Origin of the sequence: Anabaena sp. CCY 9402-a, from assembly GCF_963920945.1 — a bacterium.
In the GTDB taxonomy this organism is placed as follows: Bacteria; Cyanobacteriota; Cyanobacteriia; order Cyanobacteriales; family Nostocaceae; genus Trichormus; species Trichormus minutissimus.
On sequence record NZ_CAWUDL010000002.1, the window covers coordinates 68012 to 92491 of the forward strand.

The 24480-nt window shown below is 41.1% G+C and carries 22 protein-coding genes; 8 read left to right on the forward strand and 14 right to left on the reverse strand.

Annotated elements, in window-relative coordinates:
* Positions 1–3: 3 nt before the first annotated feature.
* Genes cbiQ through ACM0OR_RS01435 form a run of 3 tightly spaced genes read right to left on the reverse strand, consistent with a single transcriptional unit; the run spans position 4 to position 1827 of the window.
* The gene (cbiQ, locus tag ACM0OR_RS01425; protein WP_414574712.1) at positions 4–801 is read right to left on the reverse strand and encodes a cobalt ECF transporter T component CbiQ; all 798 of its coding nucleotides are present in this window, start codon (positions 799–801) and stop codon (positions 4–6) included.
* Positions 798–1100 carry an energy-coupling factor ABC transporter substrate-binding protein gene (locus tag ACM0OR_RS01430; RefSeq protein ID WP_414574713.1) on the reverse strand — a complete coding sequence of 101 codons (303 nt, stop codon included), beginning with the start codon at positions 1098–1100 and terminating at the stop codon, positions 798–800. The genes cbiQ and ACM0OR_RS01430 overlap by 4 nt, the downstream gene beginning before the upstream one ends.
* Positions 1087–1827, reverse strand: coding sequence for an energy-coupling factor ABC transporter permease (locus tag ACM0OR_RS01435; protein ID WP_414574775.1), 741 nt, complete (start codon positions 1825–1827; stop codon positions 1087–1089). Before ACM0OR_RS01435 ends, ACM0OR_RS01430 begins: the two co-directional genes overlap by 14 nt.
* Positions 1828–2272: 445 nt before the next feature.
* Between ACM0OR_RS01435 and ACM0OR_RS01440 the strand changes: the two genes are divergently transcribed.
* The 4 genes from ACM0OR_RS01440 to ACM0OR_RS01455 all read left to right on the forward strand — a co-directional run bounded on the left by ACM0OR_RS01440 (position 2273) and on the right by ACM0OR_RS01455 (position 6070).
* The gene (locus tag ACM0OR_RS01440; RefSeq protein ID WP_414574714.1) at positions 2273–3289 is read left to right on the forward strand and encodes a multicopper oxidase domain-containing protein; all 1017 of its coding nucleotides are present in this window, start codon (positions 2273–2275) and stop codon (positions 3287–3289) included.
* 9 nt (positions 3290–3298) lie between these two features.
* On the forward strand, positions 3299–4327 hold the full coding sequence (locus ACM0OR_RS01445) for a helix-hairpin-helix domain-containing protein (protein WP_414574715.1): 1029 nt from the start codon (positions 3299–3301) through the stop codon (positions 4325–4327).
* Positions 4328–4579: 252 nt separating this feature from the next.
* Positions 4580–5014 carry a ferritin-like domain-containing protein gene (locus tag ACM0OR_RS01450; RefSeq protein ID WP_190702463.1) on the forward strand — a complete coding sequence of 145 codons (435 nt, stop codon included), beginning with the start codon at positions 4580–4582 and terminating at the stop codon, positions 5012–5014.
* Positions 5015–5107: 93 nt separating this feature from the next.
* Positions 5108–6070 carry an FTR1 family iron permease gene (locus tag ACM0OR_RS01455; RefSeq protein WP_414574716.1) on the forward strand — a complete coding sequence of 321 codons (963 nt, stop codon included), beginning with the start codon at positions 5108–5110 and terminating at the stop codon, positions 6068–6070.
* A gap of 273 nt (positions 6071–6343) precedes the next feature.
* Here the strand turns inward: ACM0OR_RS01455 and ACM0OR_RS01460 are convergent, their stop codons facing one another.
* Positions 6344–7264, reverse strand: coding sequence for an ABC transporter substrate-binding protein (locus ACM0OR_RS01460; protein WP_414574717.1), 921 nt, complete (start codon positions 7262–7264; stop codon positions 6344–6346).
* A gap of 268 nt (positions 7265–7532) precedes the next feature.
* Here ACM0OR_RS01460 and ACM0OR_RS01465 point away from each other — a divergent pair, with 268 nt between their 5' ends.
* Positions 7533–7766, forward strand: a complete 234-nt coding sequence (locus ACM0OR_RS01465) for a hypothetical protein (RefSeq protein ID WP_414574718.1) — start codon at positions 7533–7535, stop codon at positions 7764–7766.
* Positions 7767–7781: 15 nt separating this feature from the next.
* On the opposite strand, the gene ACM0OR_RS01470 is transcribed toward ACM0OR_RS01465, so the two are convergent.
* The 3 genes from ACM0OR_RS01470 to ACM0OR_RS01480 all read right to left on the reverse strand — a co-directional run bounded on the left by ACM0OR_RS01470 (position 7782) and on the right by ACM0OR_RS01480 (position 10838).
* On the reverse strand, positions 7782–8372 hold the full coding sequence (locus ACM0OR_RS01470) for a molybdenum cofactor guanylyltransferase (protein ID WP_414574719.1): 591 nt from the start codon (positions 8370–8372) through the stop codon (positions 7782–7784).
* An 82-nt stretch (positions 8373–8454) separates the two neighbouring features.
* Positions 8455–10521 carry a thioredoxin domain-containing protein gene (locus tag ACM0OR_RS01475; RefSeq protein ID WP_414574720.1) on the reverse strand — a complete coding sequence of 689 codons (2067 nt, stop codon included), beginning with the start codon at positions 10519–10521 and terminating at the stop codon, positions 8455–8457.
* Positions 10522–10682: 161 nt separating this feature from the next.
* Positions 10683–10838 carry a hypothetical protein gene (locus ACM0OR_RS01480; protein ID WP_190702475.1) on the reverse strand — a complete coding sequence of 52 codons (156 nt, stop codon included), beginning with the start codon at positions 10836–10838 and terminating at the stop codon, positions 10683–10685.
* Between the two features lie 377 nt (positions 10839–11215).
* Between ACM0OR_RS01480 and ACM0OR_RS01485 the strand changes: the two genes are divergently transcribed.
* Positions 11216–12895, forward strand: coding sequence for a protein kinase domain-containing protein (locus tag ACM0OR_RS01485; RefSeq protein WP_414574721.1), 1680 nt, complete (start codon positions 11216–11218; stop codon positions 12893–12895).
* 89 nt (positions 12896–12984) lie between these two features.
* Here ACM0OR_RS01485 and ACM0OR_RS01490 read toward each other — a convergent pair whose 3' ends face one another.
* Positions 12985–13623 carry a hypothetical protein gene (locus tag ACM0OR_RS01490; protein WP_414574722.1) on the reverse strand — a complete coding sequence of 213 codons (639 nt, stop codon included), beginning with the start codon at positions 13621–13623 and terminating at the stop codon, positions 12985–12987.
* A 451-nt stretch (positions 13624–14074) separates the two neighbouring features.
* On the opposite strand from ACM0OR_RS01490, the gene ACM0OR_RS01495 reads away from it, so the two are divergent.
* Positions 14075–15379, forward strand: a complete 1305-nt coding sequence (locus ACM0OR_RS01495; RefSeq protein ID WP_414574723.1) for a Tudor-knot domain-containing protein — start codon at positions 14075–14077, stop codon at positions 15377–15379.
* 197 nt (positions 15380–15576) lie between these two features.
* On the opposite strand, the gene ACM0OR_RS01500 is transcribed toward ACM0OR_RS01495, so the two are convergent.
* The 5 genes from ACM0OR_RS01500 to ACM0OR_RS01520 form a co-directional block, all read right to left on the reverse strand.
* The gene (locus ACM0OR_RS01500) at positions 15577–16191 is read right to left on the reverse strand and encodes a cytochrome c oxidase subunit 3 (RefSeq protein ID WP_414574724.1); all 615 of its coding nucleotides are present in this window, start codon (positions 16189–16191) and stop codon (positions 15577–15579) included.
* Between the two features lie 102 nt (positions 16192–16293).
* On the reverse strand, positions 16294–17964 hold the full coding sequence (ctaD, locus tag ACM0OR_RS01505; RefSeq protein WP_414574725.1) for a cytochrome c oxidase subunit I: 1671 nt from the start codon (positions 17962–17964) through the stop codon (positions 16294–16296).
* Positions 17965–17978: 14 nt separating this feature from the next.
* Positions 17979–18905, reverse strand: coding sequence for a cytochrome c oxidase subunit II (locus ACM0OR_RS01510; protein WP_414574776.1), 927 nt, complete (start codon positions 18903–18905; stop codon positions 17979–17981).
* Between the two features lie 137 nt (positions 18906–19042).
* On the reverse strand, positions 19043–19648 hold the full coding sequence (locus tag ACM0OR_RS01515) for a DUF2231 domain-containing protein (protein WP_190702492.1): 606 nt from the start codon (positions 19646–19648) through the stop codon (positions 19043–19045).
* A complete protein-coding gene (locus ACM0OR_RS01520) occupies positions 19645–20145 on the reverse strand; it encodes a DUF2231 domain-containing protein (protein WP_323268582.1) in 501 nt (166 codons plus the stop codon). Before ACM0OR_RS01520 ends, ACM0OR_RS01515 begins: the two co-directional genes overlap by 4 nt.
* A 1183-nt stretch (positions 20146–21328) precedes the next feature.
* Between ACM0OR_RS01520 and ACM0OR_RS01525 the strand changes: the two genes are divergently transcribed.
* Complete coding sequence (locus ACM0OR_RS01525) at positions 21329–23200, forward strand: ABC transporter ATP-binding protein (RefSeq protein WP_414574726.1); 1872 nt, start codon at positions 21329–21331, stop codon at positions 23198–23200.
* Between the two features lie 127 nt (positions 23201–23327).
* Here ACM0OR_RS01525 and ACM0OR_RS01530 read toward each other — a convergent pair whose 3' ends face one another.
* Positions 23328–24473 (reverse strand): glycosyltransferase family 4 protein, encoded by a 1146-nt coding sequence (locus ACM0OR_RS01530; RefSeq protein ID WP_323268585.1) that lies wholly within the window; start codon positions 24471–24473, stop codon positions 23328–23330.
* Positions 24474–24480 lie beyond the last annotated feature (7 nt).

Genomic DNA, 24480 nt, shown 5'->3' on the forward strand with positions numbered 1-24480 from the left:
TTTTTATAAAAAAGCTATTTTCCATTCTAATTCTAATAAGATTAAACATCCCAGAATTGCTTCCATTGCGTACCGCTTGGATAGATAATAGCGATAGGAATGCCAAACTTGAAATTCTCCGTTAAACCCTCGTGATTCAAGGCTTAGAGAAACTTGGCGATATTTTTCTAGGGTACGTTGAAATAATTGTCCAATTAATAGAGATAAACTCTTCATGCTCAGACTAAAAGTGCGGTAGCCACTACGAGATTGTTGTGCTATCCATAACTCTGAGGCTGTATTTAACAGGACAAAAATAAACCGATACATTAGTAACAATAAGTCCGTGATGAGTACGGGTAAACCTACCCGTCTTAAAGTTTGTAATAAGTCAGTAAAGGGGATAGTTAACATCACAAAATACAAGCAAGAAATAGAAGCGATCGCTCGCGTTAAAATTCTCAATCCTTGCTCAACGCCGTGACTGCTAATATACAAATAATAAGAACCAAAATTAAAGCCAGTAATAGCATCATTTTGAATTAAATTTAATTGGTTAATCTCTACACCATTAATTACTAAAGCGGGTAAACTTGTTAGCCAAAAAAGAATCGGTATATAGACTAATTTAAGATAAATTTTTGTGGGAATACCTGCATAAAATATTGTCCAGATGCTCATCCAAACCGCAATTAGGATTTGCACTGGTGGATGAGCAAAATTGGAGATAATCAGTAAGGCGATCGCAAACAGTAACTTCTGCTTTGGTGCTAATCGCCGTAACTTATTCGTGTAAGCCAGTGTATCTATTTGCAGGCTCATTCCTTATTCCTTTGCTGCTGGGAACGTCCCTTATATAAACCAACTGCATAACCAATAATCCCTGCACCCAAAGCAGCTTGTGAGCTAAATAATAAACTTTCTATTTCTCCGCTAGGTGGTTCAAATAAAGGCTTAAACCAAGGTTTATATTCAGGTTTTATTTCCCCAATCATCTCTTCAGCTTGTCCATCTGCACCTGTAAATTCTGCTCCACGTAAAAATATTAAAGGCGTGACTGATAAAATAATTACTCCCAGCAATAACAGCCAATTACTGATTCCTTGTTTAGATTGATTCATGGGGTTGAGGCTCACGTTTAATTAATTTCAATAGTTCTAATTCTTGAGGACTGTAGGATTGTAACCAGTTCCACACCAATACCGTTAGCAATCCTTCACTAATAGCCAAGGGGACTTGAGTAATCGCAAAAATTCCTGCAAATTTAGCGAAAGAAGCCACAAATCCGCCCACAGGTGCAGGAAACGCTAGCGCAAGTTGTACAGAAGTAACAATGTAAGTGAGCAAATTTGCTAAAGCGGTGGCTAAAAAGATGGAAATTTTTTGCTTACCACTTAACCTGAGTGTCAAATGATAAATCCAGTAAGCCACAAAAGGACCAGCGATCGCCATTGAAAAAGCATTTGCTCCCAGTGTTGTTAAACCACCATGAGCCAACAGCAATGCTTGAAACAATAAAACTAGCGTTCCTAGCACCGACATAGCCAAAGGGCCAAATAACACAGCACCCAAACCTGTACCTGTAGGGTGAGAGCAACTACCAGTCACAGATGGTAATTTTAACGCTGATAAGACAAAAGTAAAAGCTCCTGCCAAAGCTAAGAGTAATTTTAATTCTGGGTTAGCTTGAGTAATGCGAGTTAGCGATCGCACTCCTAAAACCATAAACGGTAAAGCCACCAACCACCAAAAAATTGCCCATTGTGCTGGTAAATAACCTTCCATGATGTGCATACCATAAGCCGGTCTAGATGCACTTACCACTAGATAAAAACTCAAAACTCCCATCAAGATGAGCGAAGCGCGTTTTGATGTGAGAAGCATTCTCAGCACACTTTATACCTCAAAAATTTTAGTTTAACAAAACAGTTTAAACCAGCATATACCCTAGCCAACCATTCACAAGTAAAAATTAAAAATTCCAGACAGTGCCTCATCCATGAACAGCATTGCAATTAAAATGACCTGTTATTTAATTTGCATATTAATAGCACATGGGTGCAGGGGGAAAGGGTTTACAGCTTTTATCAATAAATCCAACGATCTAATTTACAAGTATAAAAACTTAGTTTCAATTAAATATATTTACTTAAATAGTTTAATTAATAAAAAACTCTCCGCGTTTAAATTTTCACCCTCAATCTCTTGAGAATTATTGACAACAAATCTTAAGTCCTATACTATACACAACTGTAGTTGAAAATAGTTTGCAACTTGATTGTATTGGAATTTCATGCCCAATAACTTCACCCTGGGTAACAAAGAACTTTGGAGTCGTCGCCAATTTTTAAAACTGGGGTTGTGTGGTGCTGGCGTAGTAGGTGCAACTGCGCTAGTGCATACCCTTAATAGCAAAAGTCAGTCAATAGTCAAAATACCATCAATGGAAATGGATGACTCTGACAATGTGGCGCACCCCATGAAAATGCTCCGAGAGTTTGATTATGGAACTATCAAGCAAGAAAATGGGCGTACTATCCGAGAATTCCAATTAACTGCGGGTACTTCTGTTATTGAACTCAATAGTGCGGTATCTTACAACATCTGGGATTTAAACGATCGCATTCCAGGGCCAACGCTGCGAGCTAAACAAGGCGATCGCATCAGGATATTATTTCTGAATAAAGCGGGACATTCCCACTCTTTGCATTTTCACGGCGTTCATCCGGCAGACATGGACGGTGTACGTCCAGTAACTAATGGTAACGCAACCATTTATGAATTTGATGCTGAACCCTATGGCGTTCACCTATACCACTGTCACATTGAACCAGTGACTCGCCACATTGCTAAGGGGTTGTATGGAATGTTTATTATCGATCCCCCTACACCTCGTCCCCCGGCTGATGAAATAGTGTTAGTGATGGCTGGGTATGACGTAAATGATGATAACCGTAATGAATATTACGCTTTCAACGGGCTACCGCATCACTATATGCACCATCCCATCCAGATTTACCAAAATCAGTTAATTCGCTTGTATGTCCTGAATATTATTGAATTTGATCCGGCGGTAACGTTTCACCTCCACGCCAACTTTTTTGATGTGTATCGTTCTGGGATGACAATGACACCCAGCGAAAAAACCGATGTGATCACAATGGGTGTCGCAGAAAGGCATATTTTAGAGTTTGCATTTCGCTATCCCGGTAAGTATATGTTCCATCCCCATCAAGATGCGATCGCCGAAAATGGCTGCATGGGTCAATTTAAAGTTATCACTAACAATTCTCAAAGTTTTTCTACTTAAATCAATATCATGATCAAACCCCGCTATATCTGTTTAGCCGTTGCTGCTTGTGCAATCGTTTCCCTGAGTTCTTGTACTGGAGGTACACAAACAGCAGATAATACCCAGCCAGTTGTTACTAGCCAGGCAACAGAGACCATAACCCACAGTAGCCATAGTGGGAAAGCAAGAATTAATATCAATACTGCTATCTTGTCAGAGTTAGATAAATTTGAAGCTAAGTTGGGCGTTCCAGCATTATCAAACAAGATTCAAGCTAGCCGTCCCTATGGAAGTCCTGAAGATTTAGTCAGTAAAAAAGTCATAACTCAGGAACAGTTCGACCAAATTAAAGACATCGTGACTGTTCAAGAAGTCGTGTTAACAGGTGAAGCCAAAGATGTTGACTACATGACCAAAATGGGTTTAATGAAAGGTCATCTTTTAGTAGCCCAAGAACTGCTGGATAATAATCAAGCAAAACAGGCTGAACCGCATATTGGACACCCAGTAGAAGAGATTTACATTGATGTTGAAGAGCAACTCAATGAACGCCAAGTCAAAGAATTTAAGACAACTTTGGTGGGTTTACAAGAATTAGTGAAATCTAACCCTAAGAATGCCAAAGTCAAGACTAATTTTACCGCCTCCGTGGAAGCAGTAGACGGAGCGATCGCAGCTTTACCAGAAGCGCAACGTACCAAACCTGGTTTTGTCTTGCAAGTGATTAACAGCTTATTGGATGCAGCCAACTCCGAATATGGGGCGGCGATCGCCAATGGTAAAATCGCAGAAGCAATTGAATATCAAGACTCTCGCGGCTTTGTCATCTACGCTCAAGAACTATATAAAGGAATTGCTACTCAAGTAGCACAAAGCAATCCCGAAGCACACAAAACCATTGAAACTAGTTTTACTGAACTGACGACAGTTTGGCCTAGCGTTATTCCACCAACTCAACCCGTAAAAACACCAGATGAAGTAACTCAGCTGGTGAGAACGATTGAACTCAACTCGCAAAAAGTTATTGATCAATCTAGCACTAAAGCACAAAGATAGTATTGTGAAGTACTATAAGCCACAAACTAAGGAGTTTAAAATGAGTGAGCAGTAAGGTGATTTTTAAAAGTTAAAACTAGACTTTTAAACCTGTAAAACCAATTCTCCAAAATTCAGCAACAGATCCTTTCCTCAGTAACCCTGGTAAAATCTGGCTTTCTTCCCTGCGGGACGCTACGCGAAAATTTTGAATTTTGAATTGGTATAACCCCTTACTCATAACTCTCCCTTCGTAATTGTAATTAACGACTAATGCAAGAGCTTGATCAAAAAAAGACAATCGACTTATTAAACGCCATCATGGAATTTGAACTCGCAGGAGTAGTGCGCTACACACACTATTCCCTGATGGTGACAGGCCCTAATCGTATTCCTATTGTGGCTTTCTTCAAAGCTCAAGCTAGCGAATCCTTACTTCATGCTCAACAAGTAGGAGAAATTCTCACAGGATTAGATGGACATCCTACCTTGAGAATCACTCCAATGGAAGAATCTTTTAAGCATTCTGTCAAGAATATCTTGGAAGAAAGCTTAAACCACGAAAGAAAAGCATTGGAAATGTATAAAGCTCTGCTGGATACTGTTGCTAATGCTAGTATTTATCTGGAAGAGTTTGCCCGTAACATGATTGGGCAGGAAGAGATGCATAATCTTGAACTGAAAAAAATGCTGCGCGACTTCAGTTAATAGTAAATAGTCAGAGAGCAGTAATCAGTAAATAGGCTGACAACTGAATTACTGATTACTTGCCATGTAATAACAGAGTACTAATAACTCACCATGAACTTTAGTGTTTTTTTACCGAATTTTTTTGTTACACTCCGAGAAGGCGTAGAAGCTGCTCTAGTTATTGGTATAGTGCTAGCTTTGTTAAAAAAAGCCAAAAAACCCCACCTCAATCGTTGGGTATACGCCGGTGTTGGCATTGGTATAGCCCTCAGCGCCTTGATAGGTGTGCTATTGACTTGGGTAACTCAAGCAATAGGTAAAGCTTATCCCCAATATATAGAAGTAATTGAGCCAGCATTTGAAGGTGTGTTTGGTGTATTAGCGATCGCCATGCTCAGCTGGATGCTCATCTGGATGACCAAACAAGCTAGATTCATGAAAGCACAAGTTGAAGGTGCTGTAACAGATACATTAACAAAAAATGCCAATGTGGGTTGGGGCATTTTTAATTTAATTTTAGTTGCCGTAGTCCGTGAAGGATTTGAAACGGTTTTGTTGATTTCACAATATTTTCAACAGGGTCTCATAATACCTACTATTAGTGCTATTAGTGGTCTTATAGCAGCAGTAGCAATAGGTGTGGGTTTATTTGTATTAGGTATCAAAATCAACATTCGCCAGTTTTTTCAAGTAATGGGCGTTTTGTTAGTCTTGATTGTTGCTGGTTTGGTTGTTTCTGCATTGCATAATTTTGACACTGCTGTGCTTCAACTTGCTCATAGAAGTCGTGCCTCAGAAAGTTTGTGTTTTTATTACCAACACTTTACTCCCAACCCTTCTTGTATTTTGGGGCCAATGGTTTGGGATACTAGTAAAATATTGCCTGATGAACGCTTTCCTGGTGTAATTCTCAAATCTTTATTTGGCTACAGAGAACATCTCTATCTCGTGCAAGCAGTAGGATATATGACGTTTCTACTGACGGTCGGTGGTCTGTATCTCCGAAGTTTAACTGACGGTTATATAAAATCTAATCAGAATATTTCAGTTGCGCCAAAATCAGTTAAATATTAACTGTATAGACACGATTAATCGTGTCTTCAAACACCCATTTTCTACACCTATAAAATTAAGTAAGTAGAACGGCGTAAATAATGAAAGGTTTGTAGTAAGGACTAAAGTCCTTACTACGAATTCGATCACAATAACTTTATATTACTTAACATAGTTAGGTTTATTCCCACCGACTTACTTAATCCTAATTAATTTAATAATAAGGACTAAAGTCATCACTACAAACTGAGTAATATTATAATGTTAAGTCTTTAAGTAATTACGTACAAATTACTAATTATTAAATAAGTCTTTTTTAAGCTGACCACAAGCTTGTTCAATAGCATCTATACTACCTGGATTGACTAATCCGTAATAATTAAAGACATAGACGCGATTATTTTTAGTCGCCTGTAATTTTTGCCAAAAAGCTTCTTTTTTAAAAGCATCTAACACAGATGTTAGAGAACTTCCCGGCGGACTAACTACAAGAATTACTTCGGGATTTGCTTCGATAACTTTCTCAGCCGAGAGTGTTACATAACCAGCAATGGGGCTTTTTCCCTGTAGTGTTGTCGCCAAGTTTTTAGCTTGGAATTTTTCTAGCAAATCACCAGCCCAACTGTTTTTATTTGGTGATAAAATTGGTTGAATACTTACCAGCAATAAAGTAGTAGGACTCTGATTAACTTTATCTGGTAGAAAACCTTGATAACGGTCTAACAAAGGCTGAGGATTGACATCAATTAATTGGGCAAGTTTTTTAGTTAGTTCTTCTAAAGATTCCCAACTATTCACTTGCGTCAACAAAGTGCGAATTCCTAATTGTTCAAGTCTTTGAATTACTTGGTTAGAAAAGCCTGCTGTACCAATGACTAAATCTGGCTTGAGAGCCACAATTTTTTCTAAATTTGGCGGACTTTGACCCTCACTCACACGAGGAAAATTTTGGAAGCTTGGGTCATTTTTAAATAGAGTGCTACCAGTAATACCGACAAGTTTAGTTTTATCGAGTTGATAGATAATATCCGTGGTCAAAGAGGAAAGGGTGACAACTCTTTTGGCTGTGACTGTTGCTAAATGTGGAGAATTATTAGATATTGCAGTATTATTTTTGACCTGTGCTTGTGGTTGTTGATTAGTTGCAGTGGTACAAGCACTTAGAGTGATGCTCAATAGAATTGCTAAAACAGATGATATCCAAGGACGAAGCATATAAAAACGGGAAGGAAGTAACTAAATCATCCCACGGTTCACTATTCAGAATAACTTAAATGCAAAAAAAGGGCGAGATACACATCAGCTAAAATCCCCTAAAATGTTCAGATGATTGTGCTACTCGCCTGGAGGTATACAAGGTTTTTGAGAAAAGCTGTACTTAATATACAGGAATAAACTGAGAAAGTAATGTTGTATAGATCACAAATAATAATTTATTTGAAATGAATCGAAGTATTTTTTTTACCGCACTCAGTGCCTATTATTGAGTGCTGATTCCTCTTTTTCTTACTCAGCATCGGCTAAACGCCGCGCTACCTCTGACAGCACTTTCAACTCAGCACTCTTTATTATACTTAGCGGTTGCACCATTCGTTTTATTGCCATACAAGTACGGTTGGCAATGCTGAAAATTAGCTCAAACTCTTATTTTTACGTTGTAGGCATTGCCCAACGATTATTGAAAATGGTGCAAGATAGCAGTATATTCAATAATTAATCAAGACCTTGAGCCTCAATCTTTCAGCAAAGCCCAATCGTCTGGTGTATTGCAGTTAAACAATATATCTGGATTTGGTAAGGGTAAAATTTCTACGGGATAATGTTGCAGCCACTTTTGGAACGATCGCCCGCCTTGATTGATAAACTCTGATAGTTGCGGTAAACAACGACGGCGGTAAAAACCACACAACACTTCCCAGCCTTTTGAGTGATGAGCTAAAGCTGCGATCGCATCATCATCTACACTATCAAGTCTTGCTATCCAATCTTGCAATACCTCAATTTGCAACTTTGGTAAATCACAAGCAAGTAACAAAACCCACTCGGTTTGTACTTGTGTCAAACCTTGCGCAAAACCTACTAAAGGCCCTTGGGTATGGGGTGATTCTCGAATAAACTGGCAATGAGGTAAATCTAAATGTTGATAGCGTTCCGGCCAAGGAGTCACCACGTAAACAGTATCAGCACAACTTGCAGCAATACCACAAACTTTTTGCAACAATGGCACACCTTGAACGGGAATCAAAGCTTTGTCCTCACCCATCCGAGAACTTTGACCACCAGCTAAGACAATAGTAGTGATGAGTGATGAGTGCTGAGTCATGAGTAGTGAGTGCTGAGTGCTGAGTTTTGAGTTGTGAGTTTTGAGTGCTGAGAAAATTCTAGTTTGTCTACTTTGTCACCCCTCACGCCCTAATCTGACTTTGCTGCACTTGCTGTAATAACTGTTCAAAATTCCCGGCTGAGGGGAGACATTTTAAACCTTGGCAAACTAAACCAACACTATCTGCGGGTAAATTAGATACGACAGTCAAGACAGCAGTGGGTAAGTATCTGGGCAGCAATAAGTTAATTTTATCACTAGTGCTGCGAATCAAGGTGCAGTTACGATACCAATCGAAAGCGATAAATAAACTGGGACAAGCTTGGGGTGCTTGCTGCATCACACTATTAAAAGCTTGTAAACCTTGCTCGGCTAAATCTAGATAATGGAGATCATCGGTGAGTAATGTTAGACGGACTAAGTTAGCGATCGCAATTCCGTTAGCTGATGGTGTAGCATTATCAGCATAACTGCGTTCACGCACAATTAAATCTTGACTAGCATCACTGGCTGTATTGAAGTAGCCACCTAATTCTACACTCCAGAGAAACTCATTAAATTCTTTTTGGAGAGCGATCGCTTTTTCTAACCACAAAGATTGCTGTGGGTTCTGAGTTTGGTGTAAGTCCAGCAATGCTTTAATAAACAAAGCATAATCTTCAGACTGCGCCATTACAGTCGCTTCACCTTCATAGTTCAGTCTGTGAAAACGCCCATCTACAAACTGATGCTCCAAAATGAAGTTTGCTGCTTGTGCTGCTATCTCCCAATACTCCGGTTCATGGAATGCAGCCGCAGCCCTGGCTAAACCAGAAATCATCAGGCTATTCCAACCCACAATCATCTTTGTATCTGTGACTGGAGGAATGCGTCCTGGCCAATTTACAGTTTTGGCTTCCTGGTTGTCCCGTGCTGGGAGAAAAGTCTGGAGTGCATCAGCCGGAGTCCCATAACGAGCCGTAAACAGTTTACCTAATGCCACTTCTAAACTTATACTCAACTGCCCTGCATTGCGCCTTTGTAATACATTTTTACCTTCAAAGTTGCCGTTAGGGGTGACTGTAAACTGTTGTTGTAACTCTGTTAGTTCTGTTGGTGTTAACAATTGTGCTAGTTCAGCGTCACTCCAAACGTAAAAAGCCCCTTCCTCTGGTTCTTTTTCTCCAGGATTGATAAAATTATCAGCATCTTGAGCCGCGTAGAAATAACCAGTCGGTGCAGTCATTTCTCTTTGCAGCCATTCAATAGTACCAGATACAGCCCTAGCAAACGCTGGCTCTTGGCTACCTGCACTCCATAAATTAGCTAGATACTCCACAATTTGACCATTGTCATAGAGCATCTTTTCAAAGTGGGGTACTGTCCACGTGGGATCAACAGTGTAGCGATGAAAGCCGCCAGCCACATGGTCATAAATCCCACCCAAAGCTAAATCTAGTCCTCGCTGAAGACAAACTTGTTGACCATCATAGCGAGACTCAAAATTAAATCGAGTTCCCTGCAATGCTAATTCTGCATAGGGAATCATCGGGAAACTATTACCGTTACCATGCTGATTTGGCGTAATAATGCCTGTGCTAGTTTCCCAACCTCGCCGCAGCAATTCCTGTGCTTCAGCTTCCTGTGTAACCTCCCCTTGTAAAACCGCAGAGGTTAAAAGCGATTCTACAATTAAAGCTTTACGTTGGCGCAAATCCTCTTTTTCTGTATCATAGTAGCGGCGAAGTGCTTGCAGAACTTGCAAAAAGCCAGGACGGTTATAGCGCGGTTCTAAAGGAAAGTAAGTTCCAGCATAAAACGGGACTAAGTCTTCTGGTGACAAAAATACATTTAAAGGCCAACCTCCTTGACCGCTCATCATCTGCAAGGTCTGCATATAAATGCTATCGATGTCTGGTCTTTCTTCCCGGTCTACTTTGATAGGCAAGAAATTAGCATTCATATACTCAGCTACAGCTTGGTCAGAAAAAGCCTCACCTTCCATGACAGTACACCAGTGGCAACTGGAGTAACCAATCGACAGAAAAATTGGTTTATCTTCTGCCCTAGCTGCTGCAAGAGCATCATCACACCAAGACCACCAATCAATAGGGTTTTCGGCGTGTTTGCGGAGGTAAAGACTCTGGGCTTGGGCCAGGCGATTAGTCATGGTTTAGGTGCAGATAGTTGCCTTATTTGCCCAGTCTATCTGCTACTAGTCTTGATCTCAATGCCTAAATATATATCTTTTAAGAAATATAGGGGATTAGGTGATGGATGACAAGAGACAGCTAATCGGTAAATGACCCTAATTAGATTAGTGAAAGATTGTTAATGGCGAGAACGCAGTAACATACTAATCATTTGCACAGGTGTTTCTGTTGAAGGTAAAATCGTCCTTGATTGAAGTCGAGTATTGGGGCTAAGTCCTGCAATCACATGGAGTAAGAAAGTGATGATGGCGGCTTGCACAAGTCTTTTTGGCATGGCAGGTCTCCTTCAGTTGATAACATTTATTTAGTAAAATTTGCGAGTCTAACTACACCCTGTACTTTTGGTTTACCGGACTGGCTAGAAATAAACGGTATCATTACTGATACGCTAAATAAATTAACAAATGACTGTCTAGAAATTTGGTATACCAACAGCGTTATCTTTCTAGACGTACTCCCACTATAAAAAGTGCCTGTAGGGATTTTTGCCATCTGTCTCAACACAGAAGAAATCAATTCGTCTTGGATTTAGGAGAAGCATTGGACTACTGATGATAAAATCTATGCCCTACTGATTTATATTGAAGTCATTCCGGAAACACTAGGCAAGTAAGAGAAACTTAATATAATGACTAACTCAGTAACCAGCTCATGAGCCACCACATGATCGGTAAAGTACTGCAAGCACGCTACCAAATTATCCAAAGCCTGGGTGCAGGGGTATTCGGACAAACATACCTAGCTGTAGATATCAACTACCCACACACACCTAAATGTGTAGTTAAACAACTTAAGGTTAACAGTTTGCACCCTAGCTACCTCGACACCATTAGATTACGTTTTCTGACGGAAACCTCAACCCTCAAACGCCTAGGAACTAACGCCCAAATTCCCGAATTTATCGCTTGTTTTGAGGAAAATGAGCGTTTTTATTTGGTACAAGAATATATTGCAGGTCATTCCTTAACGGCGGAACTACCCATTAGTCAACAGTGGGGATGTCTGTGGAGTGAGGAGGAAGTCATGGCATTTTTAGAGGATGCTTTAGGAATTTTAGAATTTGTTCACTCTCAAGGTGTCATCCATTGCGATATTAAACCAGAAAATATTATTAGGCGTGCTATTAACGGCAAGTTAGTCCTGATTGACTTTGGTTCTATCCAATCAATCAATTTTGGCATGGATGGCGACTTATCGATTTATCAAGCTCCTACTACTTCCTTGGGTTACATCCCGCCTGAGCAATTTATCGGTCAAACTCAGCCCAATAGTGATATTTATGCTTTGGGGATGATTGCAATTCAAGCTTTAACTGGCTTAGAACCACTGCAATTAAAAGTAGATGCTCAAACTAATGAGATGATTTGGCGTTCTCCTAATACGCCAGTTAGTGATTATCTAGCGGCTATCCTGAGCCAGATGATCCGCTATAATCATCAAGAGCGTTTCGAGTCTGCGGCTGACGTGTTGCGTGTGCTGAGACAAATGGTGTGGGAAAATACACTTGCACATTGTCCTCCAACACCAGAGAGTGAAGAGACTCAAGCAGAACCAACTTCAGCATCATCGCCACTATTAACAGGAATTAAAGTCGGATTGGCGGTAAATTCCTTATTAATGGGAGTTGGCACTTATTCTTTATTACATAGTGCGCCGACCCATAGCGAAACAGATATTTTATATAAAGCCACAAAACAATATCAAGCTGGGGATTTACAAGAGGCGATCGCACTTGCTAAATCGATTCCATCTTATAGTAATGTTTATCCAGACGCTCAAGCCACTATCGAAACCTGGCAACAGCAATGGCGAGTAGCAGCACAACAATATTCTGTAGCTGAACAGGCTTTGGTTGATGGGAAATGGTCGGATGTGATCAAAGTAGCTAACGAAGTCCCTGATATTTTATATTGGCAAGTCAAAGTTAATCAGTTAACACAACAAGCCAAGGGGAATATCGAAGCGCAAACACAAAAATTATTAGCTAAAGCCTACGCCAAAGCCGAAGCCAGAGATTTTTCCACAGCATTAGAATATCTGCGCCAAATTCCCCAGGAAAGTACAGCTGGGGCTTTGGTACAAAAAAAATTAGTCGAATACAATCAAAAACGCCAAGTTAGAGCCGCCTACTTTTTACATCAAGCTCGTAAACAAGCATTAGCTGGTAACTTTGATCATGCGGTGAATTTTCTCCGTAAAATTCCCAAAGATACACCTGTATATGCTCAAGCTCAAGTCAAGCTGAATGAGTACAGCCAAAAGCTACGTCCTCAAAACCAAAGCCAAAACTTAGCCTACAGCGTGTTTTCTTCGACTCAAAACAATCAATAATATGGTGAGTGAACACAACTTAACCCTTACTCAGCACCGGCTAAACGCCGCGCTACCGCTAACATTACTCATTACTCAGCACTCATTACTCAGCACTCAGCACTCATCATTAATCCTTGTTTATAAGCTTTTCGGAGAGCGATCGCTTCTGCTACTATTTGTTGAGCAGTTAATCCTTCTTCATCCATCATTGCTTGCAAGGTAGTACCAGTTTGTTCTGATTCTTCGTGAATTGGGGGAATTTGGCAATACCTCCCACCATTCTTTAACCGCCGCCAAATACTGAGTTTTTCAGCTTTTTCAGCTTTTGGTGTACGCTGTTTTTTAATCAGCGATCGCACAGTTTCTTGGTTAATTATACTTATATCAAGCAGTCTATCTAGCACTGGTTGATACTGCTTACTTCTTTCTGCTAGTTGATAGATAGTTCTTGGCTCAACTTGAGCAAAATCTTGCGGTTCAAACTTCCCAAAAGCGGCGGCAATCTTCAAATACTTCTTTTCTTCACCTTGCCAACCTTGATCTAAAAGTAGCTTTCTATACTCTCTTAGCGATAAATGACGTTTTTGCTCTGCCAACCAAAAAGCATGATGCAAAATCGTCTTTGTGACATCAGTCAGAGTTTGAAAAGAAAAATTTTCAGTCGCATCAGGCTGTTCTGGAGTGTATTGCTCAAACTTGTGTGACTTAACTGGAGTTGCAGTTACACTTTGCCTTGATGTCATCATAGTCATGATCTCACAGTAGGGTTTTTCCTATAGGCAATACAACTTGGATTGGTAGATATGATTCTCCACCAACTAGATGTCATCGCCAAGAATAAAAATCTCTTTGGTACAATTGTACTATAAATTTCCAGAAAAAACCATTACTCTCAACAAACCCCTTGCTAAAGTAGAGCGGCCATAATTATCTTTGTTGGGCAAGGTTCAAAAATCTCAAAGTAACTTTGCTGTCAATGGACTAGAGGTAGTTCGGAGTTACTTTTTTACTAGTTTAGGGAACTCTATTAACACGGTTCAGTTACCAATAGTCTTAGTAGTATGTTGCTGCCACCAGTGCAGAGAAATCAATGCAGTTAATGTATTGGTTTAACAAGTGTTGTCATAACTACCAACTTTAGTCTATGGACTTGTCTGAACTGTATTGTCATCCCATTTCTGGTTTTAAGGATTACTTATGGATAAATCAATTATTCAGTTGGTTGACGAGTTATCAACTGATAACATTACCGTTAAAGTTTTAAAGGCTGTCGATTATATAGCTCCAAGTCAATGGAACAATTTGGTGGGCTTTGACAATAGTATCCGTGCCATTACAGGAGAAACTGATACCAAGGTAATCCAGAAAATTCGGGAGCGTGCTGTTGCTTTATATCAAGATCCTCAACAGGGCTATCAGAGTGTAATCAAACTTTATCAAACAATTGATAAAGCAGACACAGCTATGGCGGCGGCGGCTTTAGCTAACAAAGTCGGTGAAAAAATTGCTTTTCTTTCTTTTCTCAGCAATATTACACCCAAAGCAGACCTTACCCAGACAATTGATTTGGTGTTGAAAATTGCTATTGAAATCATCGCTTTTTGCAAACTCAATGGCATTCCTCAACCGAACCCCCAAGAGTTTGCCAAGTCTTTAACCAACAACTATCAAGATGCCTCCCTCATGCGGATGGTAGCTCTAGTTTGCCTAGACGGCATTCTGCCATTAGGCCCCGACTTCCTCAACAAAATCAACGAACTGATTAGTGGCACTGATGCTAGTCAAATAGCTCAAAACCCAGTTTTTTCAGCCATCAACACCTCTCTACCTGGCAATAATCCCACTGAGAAACTTGGTTTTCTTACTCAAGGTTTCAACTCTGTGCAAGGCTGGATTGGTAACTTAGTATCCAAGACAGGTGTAACTCCACAATCAATTTTTAGTAGTTTGGGTAATTTTATTCAGATTGCTGATGATAATCTAGACTTTGTAGCTGCATTTCTCGATCAAAGTACCAATTACTATGAGCATACAGGGATTCAAACTGTGGCTTGCAGTTTGATTAAGCAAGCCCATATTTTAGTTAAACAGGAAATTCAACAAGAAGAACAATCATCAGTCAAAGATATCTCATCTGCTGTCAAGGTTGATAACGATCAGTATGCACTAGGCAAAACAGTAGAAGTATGGGATGGAGAGGAAGAGGATTGGTATTCTGGAACTATTGAGAAAGTCAAAGAGAACGAATACTTTATTCATTACGCTGGTTACGGTTCATCCCATGATGAGTGGATTGGCTCAGATGACATTCGTACCCGCGATAAAGCCTCATCCGATGATAATGGATATGCTGTAGGTCTCAAGGTCAAAGTTTGGGATGAGGAGAATGAGGATTGGTATTCTGCAACTATCGATAAAATCCAAGGTCAGCAATACTTCGTACATTACCTTGATTATGACTCATCCTATGATGAATGGGTTGATCTAGAAGAAATTTGCTAACTACCAAGATGAAAAAGACGTAGTATTGCTACGTCTCTACAAGGTTTTTGAGTAACGCATATTTCATTTCCAAAGTGCGCTCACCTACGGTGGGCAGGTACGCTATCCCTCCAAAGTTATCTCAAAATAACTGGCTAATAGCCAAATTCCCAGCTATTAGCCAGTTATTTTATATTCTGCTGGAAGATTGATCAGTTCTACTGCCAGACGTAGAGCATGAGAAACAAAACAATCCAAATAATATCGACAAAGTGCCAGAACAAAGAAGTGGCATTTACACCGAAGTGACCTGTATCGTAATTGCCAGGAATAAACGATCGCACGAGAACCATCAACTGTAATAAAATACCAGTAAAAACGTGCAAACCGTGGAAACCTGTTAACAGGTAAAACATCCCGCCAAATGTGCCAGAAGTAAAACCAAATTCTAGGTTGCTCCATTCAATAGCCTGTCCTACCAAAAAGTAGCCACCCATAACTATTGTTGTGGACAAAAAGATACGAAATAACCGTAAATCGTGGCGTTTGAGGGCGACTTCTGCCAAATAAATCACAAAACTACTAGCAACCAATACTACAGTATTAATTGTTGGTTCTTTAACTTCTAACCCAGAAATTCCAGGTGGTAGCCAGTTAGGAGTTGAAAGTTTGTAGACAATATAACCAGCGAAAAAGCTTAAGAAAATTACACTTTCAGAAAGTAAGAAGACAATAAAACCAAACATCTTATTGCCTTCTTCGTCGTGGCTGTGTTCGCCACCTGCGTGATGCAACGGTTGTTGCAGTTCATCTGAAACAATAGAGCTATCCATTGGTGCAATTATTAGTTGTGTACTGTAAGTTCTCTTAGGGAAACACCAGACAAAAAGAAACTCGTTCTTCTCGTCTGGAAACTCTTCCTTAATTGCATCTCCCTAATCTTGATGGCTATGCGCTTCTGCAATTAACGGCTCGGATTTACCGTATCCGTAGGGTTCAGAAATAACTACGGGAATCTCTTCAAAGTTTTCTACTGGTGGGGGTGAAGATACCAACCACTCCAAACCAATAGCGCGCCAAGGATTATCAGGTGCTTTCTCACCTTGCATCCAAGAAACCAGCATATTGAAGATGAAGGGCAATGTAGACATACCTAGTAAGAATGCACCTAAGCTAGCAACAATATTCCAGCCTTGATACTCTGGTGCATAGGAAGCAACTCGGCGTAACATCCCTTGCAATCCTAGGGGGTGCATGGGGAAGAAGTTGAGGTTAGTACCGATAAATGCCAACCAAAAATGGATTTTACCCCAACCTTCGTTGTACATCCGTCCGGTCATTTTGGGAAACCAGTGATAGATGGCTGCATACATCCCCATCGTCACTGTCCCGTAGAGGACATAGTGGAAGTGTCCAACAATAAAGTAGGTGTTGTTAACGTGAATATCAACGGGTACGGAGGAAAGCATAATCCCGACGATACCCGCGAAGACGAACATAATTAAACCACCCAAAGCAAATAACATGGGTGTACTCAGGCGGATTTTCCCACCCCAGATAGTTGCTACCCAAGCAAATACTTTAATCCCCGTGGGTACAGACACCAACATAGTAGTCATCATGAACACCATCCGCATCCAAGCGGGTGTACTACTGGCGTACATATGGTGTACCCAAACAATCGCACTGACTACAGCAATCAGCATCGAAGAAATCGCCACTACTTTGTAGCCAAATAGAGGCTTACGGGCGTAGACAGGGAAAATTTCTGAGAATACGCCGAAAATGGGCAGAATAATCACATAAACGGCAGGGTGGGAGTAGAACCAGAAATAATGCTGGAACATCACCGGATTACCGCCATTGCTGGGGTTAAAAAAGCCAGTCCCAACGGTGATGTCAAGCAACAGCATGACTGCACCGGCTGTTAAGGCAGGTAAGCCAAACAATTGAATAATCTGTGCGCTAAATACTGCCCAAACAAACAGAGGCATCCGAAAGAAGCCCATCCCTGGCGCACGCATCTTAACGATGGTAGTAACAAAATTGACTGCCCCCATAATTGAGGAGACACCAGAGATAGCAACTGCCAATAGCCAAATTACTTGCCCATTAAATAAGCGACCTGTGGGATTTTGGATACTCACAGGGGGATAAGCCCACCAACCAGATTGGGCTGGGCCACCGGGAACAAAAAAGCTGGCCATTAAGAGAATCCCGACGACAGGGACCATCCAAAAAGCGGCGGCGTTGAGGCGGGGGAAAGCCATATCCCGCGCCCCAATCATGAGGGGTACTAAGTAGTTAGCTAAACCAACTAAGGAGGGGAAAGTCCACAAGAACAGCATCACAGTGCCGTGCATGGTGAACATCCCGTTATAGACGGTGCGGTCAACCAAGTCTGATTCGGGGGTAACTAGTTCTCCCCGCAGAATCATGGCAAAAATACCGCCAACGAGAAAGAAAATAAACGAAGTAACGAGGTATTGAATACCTATAACTTTATGGTCGGTGCTAAAGCTGAAATATTCCTTCCAGCCGCCGCCAGAACTGTGGTGCGGCTTCTCCAGAGGGAGATCAAGCCTTTTAATAGGGATATTTGTCATCGCTGAAATTCCTTTTATCCTGGATAATTAACCAAAGGTGCGGGGGCTGGTACAACGGTTTCCCAACCTGTTTTGACTGACTGACTAGCTGTTTGAGCGTATTCAGCAGCAGCTTGGTTGTAGGCTGGCATGGGTTTGTGTGAGGCGGCTTTGGTTAACCATTTTTGATAATCTTCTGGAGATTCCACAACCACGTTCGCTTCCATCGTGGCGAAGTATGTACCGCTATATTGGGAATCGGTCAGACGATATTGACCTTCGCGGATGGGGGTAAATTCAAAGTTGATGGTCTGGTTAGGAACGATGTCTTGTTTGAGGCGGAATGCAGGGATGTAGAAGCCGTGGAGTACATCTTGGGAATGTAGAGCCAAATGCACACGGCGATCGCTTGGTAAATGTAACTCGGTACTGGTAACATCTTTTTCGGGATAGTGGAAAACCCATGCCCATTGTTTCGCCAGAACGTCAATGTTTTCACTGGGTTCGGCTAAAGTTGCATTATCTTCTTCATTGGTAGCAGCATAAGCCGACTTCATTTCCATTGGGTTGTGTAGGTGTACCAAGGCTGTAGCTCCTTGAATCCCCATTTGCTCATAAGTTTGGTAGCTATAGCCCGCAATCCAAAACACCAAGAAAATGGGAATAGCTGTCCAAATTACTTCTAGGGTGACATTACCCTCAATGTGAGGGCCATCACTCAAGTCGTCTTTAGCTGCCCGATGGAAGAGTAAAGAGTAAACGAGAACAGCAGTTACTCCTAAGAAGATGAACGCGCCCAGAGTCACCAAGAAGCTAAATAAATCATCAATTAAGTGAGATTCAGCCGCCGCTTGGGGGGGCAACCAGGAATAGGCTAGTTTACCTATCCAGAGACTGATAGTAGAAATTGCGATCGCTCCTACTACCAATATCAAAATATTGAGAAATTGGCTGAGTTTCATAGTCCAATAGTCATTAGTCATTAGTCAGTAGTCATTAGTCATTAGGAATTGGGAATTGGGAATTGGGAATTGGGAATTAGTAAAAAATTCTCCCTTGTCTTCTTCCCTGTCACCTGTCCCCTGTCCCCTATCACCTATTACTTAAGTACGGTGTTGAGATTTTCGCCTAAGCGCAGCAAGTTATCGGCGGTGTTGTGTACGCCAAACTCAGCAGCTAATTGCGCTCCTAAAGTCCCGTGGAGATACATGATAAACATGATGAATACGCCTGCGGCCAAATAGCTCCACTGCACTTGTTGCTCTGATTCCACAGACCAGACATAACGCTGCCACGCTCTCCACAGGGTCATGACGGCAATCAAACCTAGAAGAAATACACCACCTACCCCATGCCAAAGCATGGTTTGCATTGCTTGTAATCCCCAGGTACTTTTGAGATCACTGGATGGTGTGGCTAGGAACATTTCGTAAAAGCCTGCGGCCACTGTGAAAAAGGTGATGACGGTTGAACCCACCATGTTGTACCAACCAACATCAAAGAGGCTTTCCCGTTCTACAGTTAGCCCCAAAAAATTGAATACCCATTTTTGGGAGGGGAAGAGAACACCAACAATATCGAAGGTAATGCCAATGATGAATAAGCCCAAAGTCAAATGGACTAGGTTGGGATGAATCGGAATGGTGTAAGGTAATCCGTTAGCTCCTAATTGGATATTTAATTGGTCAATTAGTTCTGAGTTCATGGCAGCATTCCATCCTTGACAGCTTCAACAACTGGGACTGTGTGCAGCCCATAGACCCAAACGAGTTCATCTCCGAGATAGACTTGCATACCAACAATTAAGACTAAAATTAACCCTGCTCCCAAGTAGTGAACAGGGATTCTTTGGGGGTCACGCGTCCGTAGAACATAACGCCAAGCTGTCATTGCGGCGAGAATACCAGACAGTGACCAACCAATTAGTGTATGCAGGTTCAGTACAGACTTAACCACTTCATAGGGTTTTGCCAAGCCAGCTTCAAACTGACCCAAAATAATGGCAACAAAAATGGCAATGGTAGCAACAAACAGATTCCACCAACCCACTTCATAAAAGCGAGTTTTACCTGTAAAAAAACCAATGGCATCACAGGCAAAAGCAAACAAAACCATCGCAATTACAAAGTGAACAACGATAGGATGGAGCGTGTCCGGGTAGGGTAAATTGTGGTCGTTCAAAGATGTAAGATAATCAAGCATTCTACTCTCCTAAGCATATTGCCTCACCTCAGTTCAATCTCAATAATTGACATTTACTCACATCAAGATAGGCATTCATCCATGACTAAGATTTTTTGATGAGATAGTCGTAGCGAAATCTTGTCACAGCGTGATTAGCCAGTTTGTTGTCAAATTATGTGAGGCTATTATTTATAGTCAGGGATTGAGTTTAATTCATTTGTTCATACTGATAAGCTACTACAGCGATTTCTACTTTACCTAACAAAATTGCTGTCGTTTATTTATTTAGTGAGTCCTATTTATTAGCTTAAGGATTTTCTCAATACTTGTCAAAAGTTATTCAAAGTTTTTTTAAATTTCTTTGATTAGCAAAAACAAGTCCTTTATAATGTATCTTTCCTTGCCATTTAGTATATTGCATATACAAAATATTTAAATGTGCGATAACAACATTTATTGGTTATTAATTTGTACTTACAATTACAATTGATATTCAGTAAATATTAAATATGATCAGCAACAACTAATTAGTAATTTAAATACTAATGTAAGTTTCTATAGAAGTCCGATTTGATTTATAAAAAAATACAGGTATCGTATAGCATGATGCACCATTCTAGAATTTCAAATATCAAATATGAATCTTATATTTATTAAGTATCAGTGCTAGTTATTTTCATCAAGTTAATAGTCAGAACTGTATTCCTTTTTTTAGGGCTAAAGCTAAACGCAAACCCTCCCCTAAAAAGCTATCCATTACCCGGATGTTTATAAAGCAGTAGTTTGAAGAACTCGGAGAAACAGCAATGCAGTTGCGTCCAAAGTGCGTCTCCCCTTCTCCCAAAGGGAGAAGAGGAGACGCTGCGCGAATAAACCGGGGATGTAAACCACTGGAAGGGCTTTAGCTCTCAGCGACACTTTATTTTTTAGTGAGAATATAATCTTTTTGTTGAGGTGATGCAGCCAGGCTGCTCTGATTGCTGAGGCGATCGCCACTCAACCCCAAGCTAAAAGCCGACAAGTGTGAGAAACGCCAGTGCGATCGCTATTGCTAACATAGTGCTAACTACAGCCACACCATCAAATCCGCTAACTCCTTCCCTCCTGATTCTTAAGACAAATATTTACGCTCTTCTACTTAAATGCAAAACTACTGTTAAAATCCAAATAATTTTTACTCAATATTCATACCGGTACTCCTATGAGAGAAACTGTCCTAGAAGTTCGCAATCTCCAAGTAGAATTTTCCAGTGATGGGGATACTATCAAAGCCGTGGATGGTATTTCGTTTGAGCTAAGGCGAGGTGAAACTCTAGGAATCGTAGGAGAATCTGGTAGTGGTAAATCAGTCACATCCTTAGCGGTAATGGGTTTGTTGCAGCATCCTGGGAGGGTGAGCGGTGGAGAGATTTTGTTTCGTCACCAAGAGAATGCTAATCCTCTAAATTTGGTGGAGTTATCGCCAAAGGAAATGCAGCTATATAGAGGTGGTGACATCGCCATGATTTTTCAAGAACCGATGAGTTCCCTAAACCCGGTTTATAATGTTGGGTTTCAGTTAACGGAAGCGATTCAGCGTCACCAGGATGTAACTAAAGATGAAGCCAAACAAATTGCGATCGCAGGTCTGCAAGAGGTTAAACTTTTACCTAGTGATGAGCAACTGACACAGCAATACATCGACACCTGGCCGCAAACAAATCCTGACTCTCCCCTCGATGAATATAAGGTGGTGCAGTTAGTTAAGCAGCATAAAGAATCTATGCTGGAACGCTACCCTCATGAACTTTCTGGGGGACAACTGCAACGGGTAATGATTGCAATGGCTATTTCTTGCAACCCTTTGCTACTAATTGCAGATGAACCAACCACAGCTTTAGATGTCACAGTCCAAGCCACAATTATTGATCTCCTCAGAGAATTGCAGCAAGTCCGTGACATGGCCTTGATTTTCATCACCCATGACTTGGGGTTAATTTCCGAAATTGCTGACAAAGTCGCGGTGATGTACAAAGGTAAAGTCGTGGAATACGGCGCATCGGAGCAAATTTTTAAGCATCCCCAACACCCCTATACTAAGGGTTTAGTTGCTTGTCGTCCCACACTCACCCACCATCCCCACAAACTGCTGACGGTTTCTGATTATATGACTGTGGCGGAAACAGAAAGCGGACAGTTAATTATTGAAGAGAAACAACCCTCACCACCACCAGAAATTTCCTCGGAAGAAATCCATACTAGATTGACAAAGTTAGAAGAAAAGCCACCACTGTTAAAAATCCAGAATTTGCAAGTTGGTTTTCCTGTGCGGGGTGTGTTTGGTACTAAGAAACGCTACAACATGGCGGTTAACGGCGTTTCCTTTGAGGTCAAACCAGGGGAAACGGTGGGATTAGTGGGAGAATCTGGTTGTGGTAAGACAACCTTGGGTAGAACTCTGTTAAGGCTAATTGAGCCGATGGGTGGACAGATTATCTTTGAGGGACAAGATATTACAAATCTCAAAGGCGAAGCATTGCAAAAACTGCGGCGGGAAATGCAAATCGTCTTTCAAAATCCCTTTAGCGCGCTCGACCCCCGGATGAAAGTTGGGGAAGCAATTGCAGAACCTTTGTTAATTCACTCTGTAGGTAAAACCAAAAAACAACGCCTACAAAGGGTAGCAGAACTTTTAGAAAGAGTTGGTTTAAGTGCAGATGCAATCAACCGCTATCCACATCAGTTTTCTGGTGGTCAACGCCAGAGGATTTGTATTGCTCGTTCTTTGGCATTAAATCCTAAATTTATTATCTGTGATGAGTCAGTATCGGCGTTGGATGTATCGGTACAGGCGCAGGTATTAAATCTACTGAAAGAATTGCAAGAAGAGTTTCAGCTAACTTATATTTTCATTTCCCATGATTTAAGCGTCGTCAAATTTATGAGCGATCGCATTTTAGTCATGAATCGTGGTGAAATTGTCGAACAAGGTACAGCCGAAAGTATCTACCGCGAACCCAAGGAAGCATACACACAAAAGTTAATTGCTTCTATTCCTACTGGTAGCCCGGAACGGATACGCTCTAAATTGTGAGTGGGGAGTGCTGTTAGCGGTAGCGGGGCGTTTAGCCCGTGCTGAGTGCTGAGTGCTGAGTGGGCATTGTATTTTTCTCCCCCTGCTTCCCCTGCTCCCCCTGCTCCCCCTGCTTTCTTTTCCCCTGTCACCTATCCCCTATCCCCTTCAGACACTTGGCTATTTGCTGATTCACATTAGCCACATCAAAACGCTGACTAGCAATATTCCTCGCCTGATTAGCAATGGTTGCAGTCATTTCTGTCTCTTGCACACAAGTATTAATGGCTTGTGCTAGTTCTTGGGGTTCTCCTGGTGTCACCAGAAAACCATTCACCCCATGTTCTACTAATTCCATTGCACCCCCGGCTTTAGCTGCAATTACAGGTGTTCCGCACAGCATCGCCTCAACAATCACTCTCCCAAAGGGTTCGGGTGCAGTGGAAGTATGGGTAACTAAATCACACGCTGCCATTAATTGGGGAATATCTGCCCGAAATCCTAAAAATTTCACACGATTTTCTAGTCCTAATTGGGCAATTTGTTGGTGTAATTGTTTAACATAATCTTGCTCACCAAATAAGGCATCACCCACTAAAATAGCTGTTACTTGAGGCGGACATTTAGCTATAGCTTCAATCAGGATGTGCTGACCCTTCCAAGGTGAAAGTCTGCTGAAGTGTCCGACAACGAATTTATTTTCTAACCCTAATTGTTGCCGCAGTTTTTGGATATCTTCATCACAAGTTTGATAAATTCTGGGGTCGAAACCGTTATAGACAATTGTAGTGAGTTCTGGCTTTCCTCCCGCCTGCACAAAAGCCTTTTGACTAGCTTGGGAATTAGCTATAACTAAAGATGCAAAACGATTAGCTAAGGTAATAGCAACCCGTAAGTTAGTTTTACTAAAGTGTTCTAAAGAAAGAATATCGTGTAAATGATACACTAATGGACGACGAGTTACGAAGCTAGCGATCGCCCCTACAACCAAGGCTTTTTGAGTATTGGCGTAGATTACATCATATTTATAAGCCTTTTCTACTACCTTAGCGATTAACGGTGCTAGTTGCCCTAAACTAGCGAAAGCTTGGAGTAAATTGCTTTCTTTACGAACTGCGATCGCTTGATTTGTCAAAACTTCTACCGGGATATGATTTTGTTCTAATAAAGTTCTAAAATCACCATCAGCGAATAAACCTACCAAAGCGCGATCACAGTAAGGTTTAGCAATATCAATTAAACACAGTTCTGCACCGCCTGGTTTACCGCTTTGGTCTAAAAATAATATTTTCATATGATGT

What these genes read in the sequence shown, in the direction of transcription:
- cbiQ (WP_414574712.1), bottom strand. Translation starts at nt 801, where the DNA reads ATGAGCCTGCAAATAGATACACTGGCTTACACGAATAAGTTACGGCGA.
- ACM0OR_RS01430 (WP_414574713.1), bottom strand. Translation starts at nt 1,100, where the DNA reads ATGAATCAATCTAAACAAGGAATCAGTAATTGGCTGTTATTGCTGGGA.
- ACM0OR_RS01435 (WP_414574775.1), bottom strand. Translation starts at nt 1,827, where the DNA reads ATGGGAGTTTTGAGTTTTTATCTAGTGGTAAGTGCATCTAGACCGGCT.
- ACM0OR_RS01440 (WP_414574714.1), top strand. Translation starts at nt 2,273, where the DNA reads ATGCCCAATAACTTCACCCTGGGTAACAAAGAACTTTGGAGTCGTCGC.
- ACM0OR_RS01445 (WP_414574715.1), top strand. Translation starts at nt 3,299, where the DNA reads ATGATCAAACCCCGCTATATCTGTTTAGCCGTTGCTGCTTGTGCAATC.
- ACM0OR_RS01450 (WP_190702463.1), top strand. Translation starts at nt 4,580, where the DNA reads ATGCAAGAGCTTGATCAAAAAAAGACAATCGACTTATTAAACGCCATC.
- ACM0OR_RS01455 (WP_414574716.1), top strand. Translation starts at nt 5,108, where the DNA reads ATGAACTTTAGTGTTTTTTTACCGAATTTTTTTGTTACACTCCGAGAA.
- ACM0OR_RS01460 (WP_414574717.1), bottom strand. Translation starts at nt 7,264, where the DNA reads ATGCTTCGTCCTTGGATATCATCTGTTTTAGCAATTCTATTGAGCATC.
- ACM0OR_RS01470 (WP_414574719.1), bottom strand. Translation starts at nt 8,372, where the DNA reads ATGACTCAGCACTCATCACTCATCACTACTATTGTCTTAGCTGGTGGT.
- ACM0OR_RS01475 (WP_414574720.1), bottom strand. Translation starts at nt 10,521, where the DNA reads ATGACTAATCGCCTGGCCCAAGCCCAGAGTCTTTACCTCCGCAAACAC.
- ACM0OR_RS01480 (WP_190702475.1), bottom strand. Translation starts at nt 10,838, where the DNA reads ATGCCAAAAAGACTTGTGCAAGCCGCCATCATCACTTTCTTACTCCAT.
- ACM0OR_RS01485 (WP_414574721.1), top strand. Translation starts at nt 11,216, where the DNA reads ATGAGCCACCACATGATCGGTAAAGTACTGCAAGCACGCTACCAAATT.
- ACM0OR_RS01490 (WP_414574722.1), bottom strand. Translation starts at nt 13,623, where the DNA reads ATGATGACATCAAGGCAAAGTGTAACTGCAACTCCAGTTAAGTCACAC.
- ACM0OR_RS01495 (WP_414574723.1), top strand. Translation starts at nt 14,075, where the DNA reads ATGGATAAATCAATTATTCAGTTGGTTGACGAGTTATCAACTGATAAC.
- ACM0OR_RS01500 (WP_414574724.1), bottom strand. Translation starts at nt 16,191, where the DNA reads ATGGATAGCTCTATTGTTTCAGATGAACTGCAACAACCGTTGCATCAC.
- ctaD (WP_414574725.1), bottom strand. Translation starts at nt 17,964, where the DNA reads ATGACAAATATCCCTATTAAAAGGCTTGATCTCCCTCTGGAGAAGCCG.
- ACM0OR_RS01510 (WP_414574776.1), bottom strand. Translation starts at nt 18,905, where the DNA reads ATGAAACTCAGCCAATTTCTCAATATTTTGATATTGGTAGTAGGAGCG.
- ACM0OR_RS01515 (WP_190702492.1), bottom strand. Translation starts at nt 19,648, where the DNA reads ATGAACTCAGAACTAATTGACCAATTAAATATCCAATTAGGAGCTAAC.
- ACM0OR_RS01520 (WP_323268582.1), bottom strand. Translation starts at nt 20,145, where the DNA reads ATGCTTGATTATCTTACATCTTTGAACGACCACAATTTACCCTACCCG.
- ACM0OR_RS01525 (WP_414574726.1), top strand. Translation starts at nt 21,329, where the DNA reads ATGAGAGAAACTGTCCTAGAAGTTCGCAATCTCCAAGTAGAATTTTCC.
- ACM0OR_RS01530 (WP_323268585.1), bottom strand. Translation starts at nt 24,473, where the DNA reads ATGAAAATATTATTTTTAGACCAAAGCGGTAAACCAGGCGGTGCAGAA.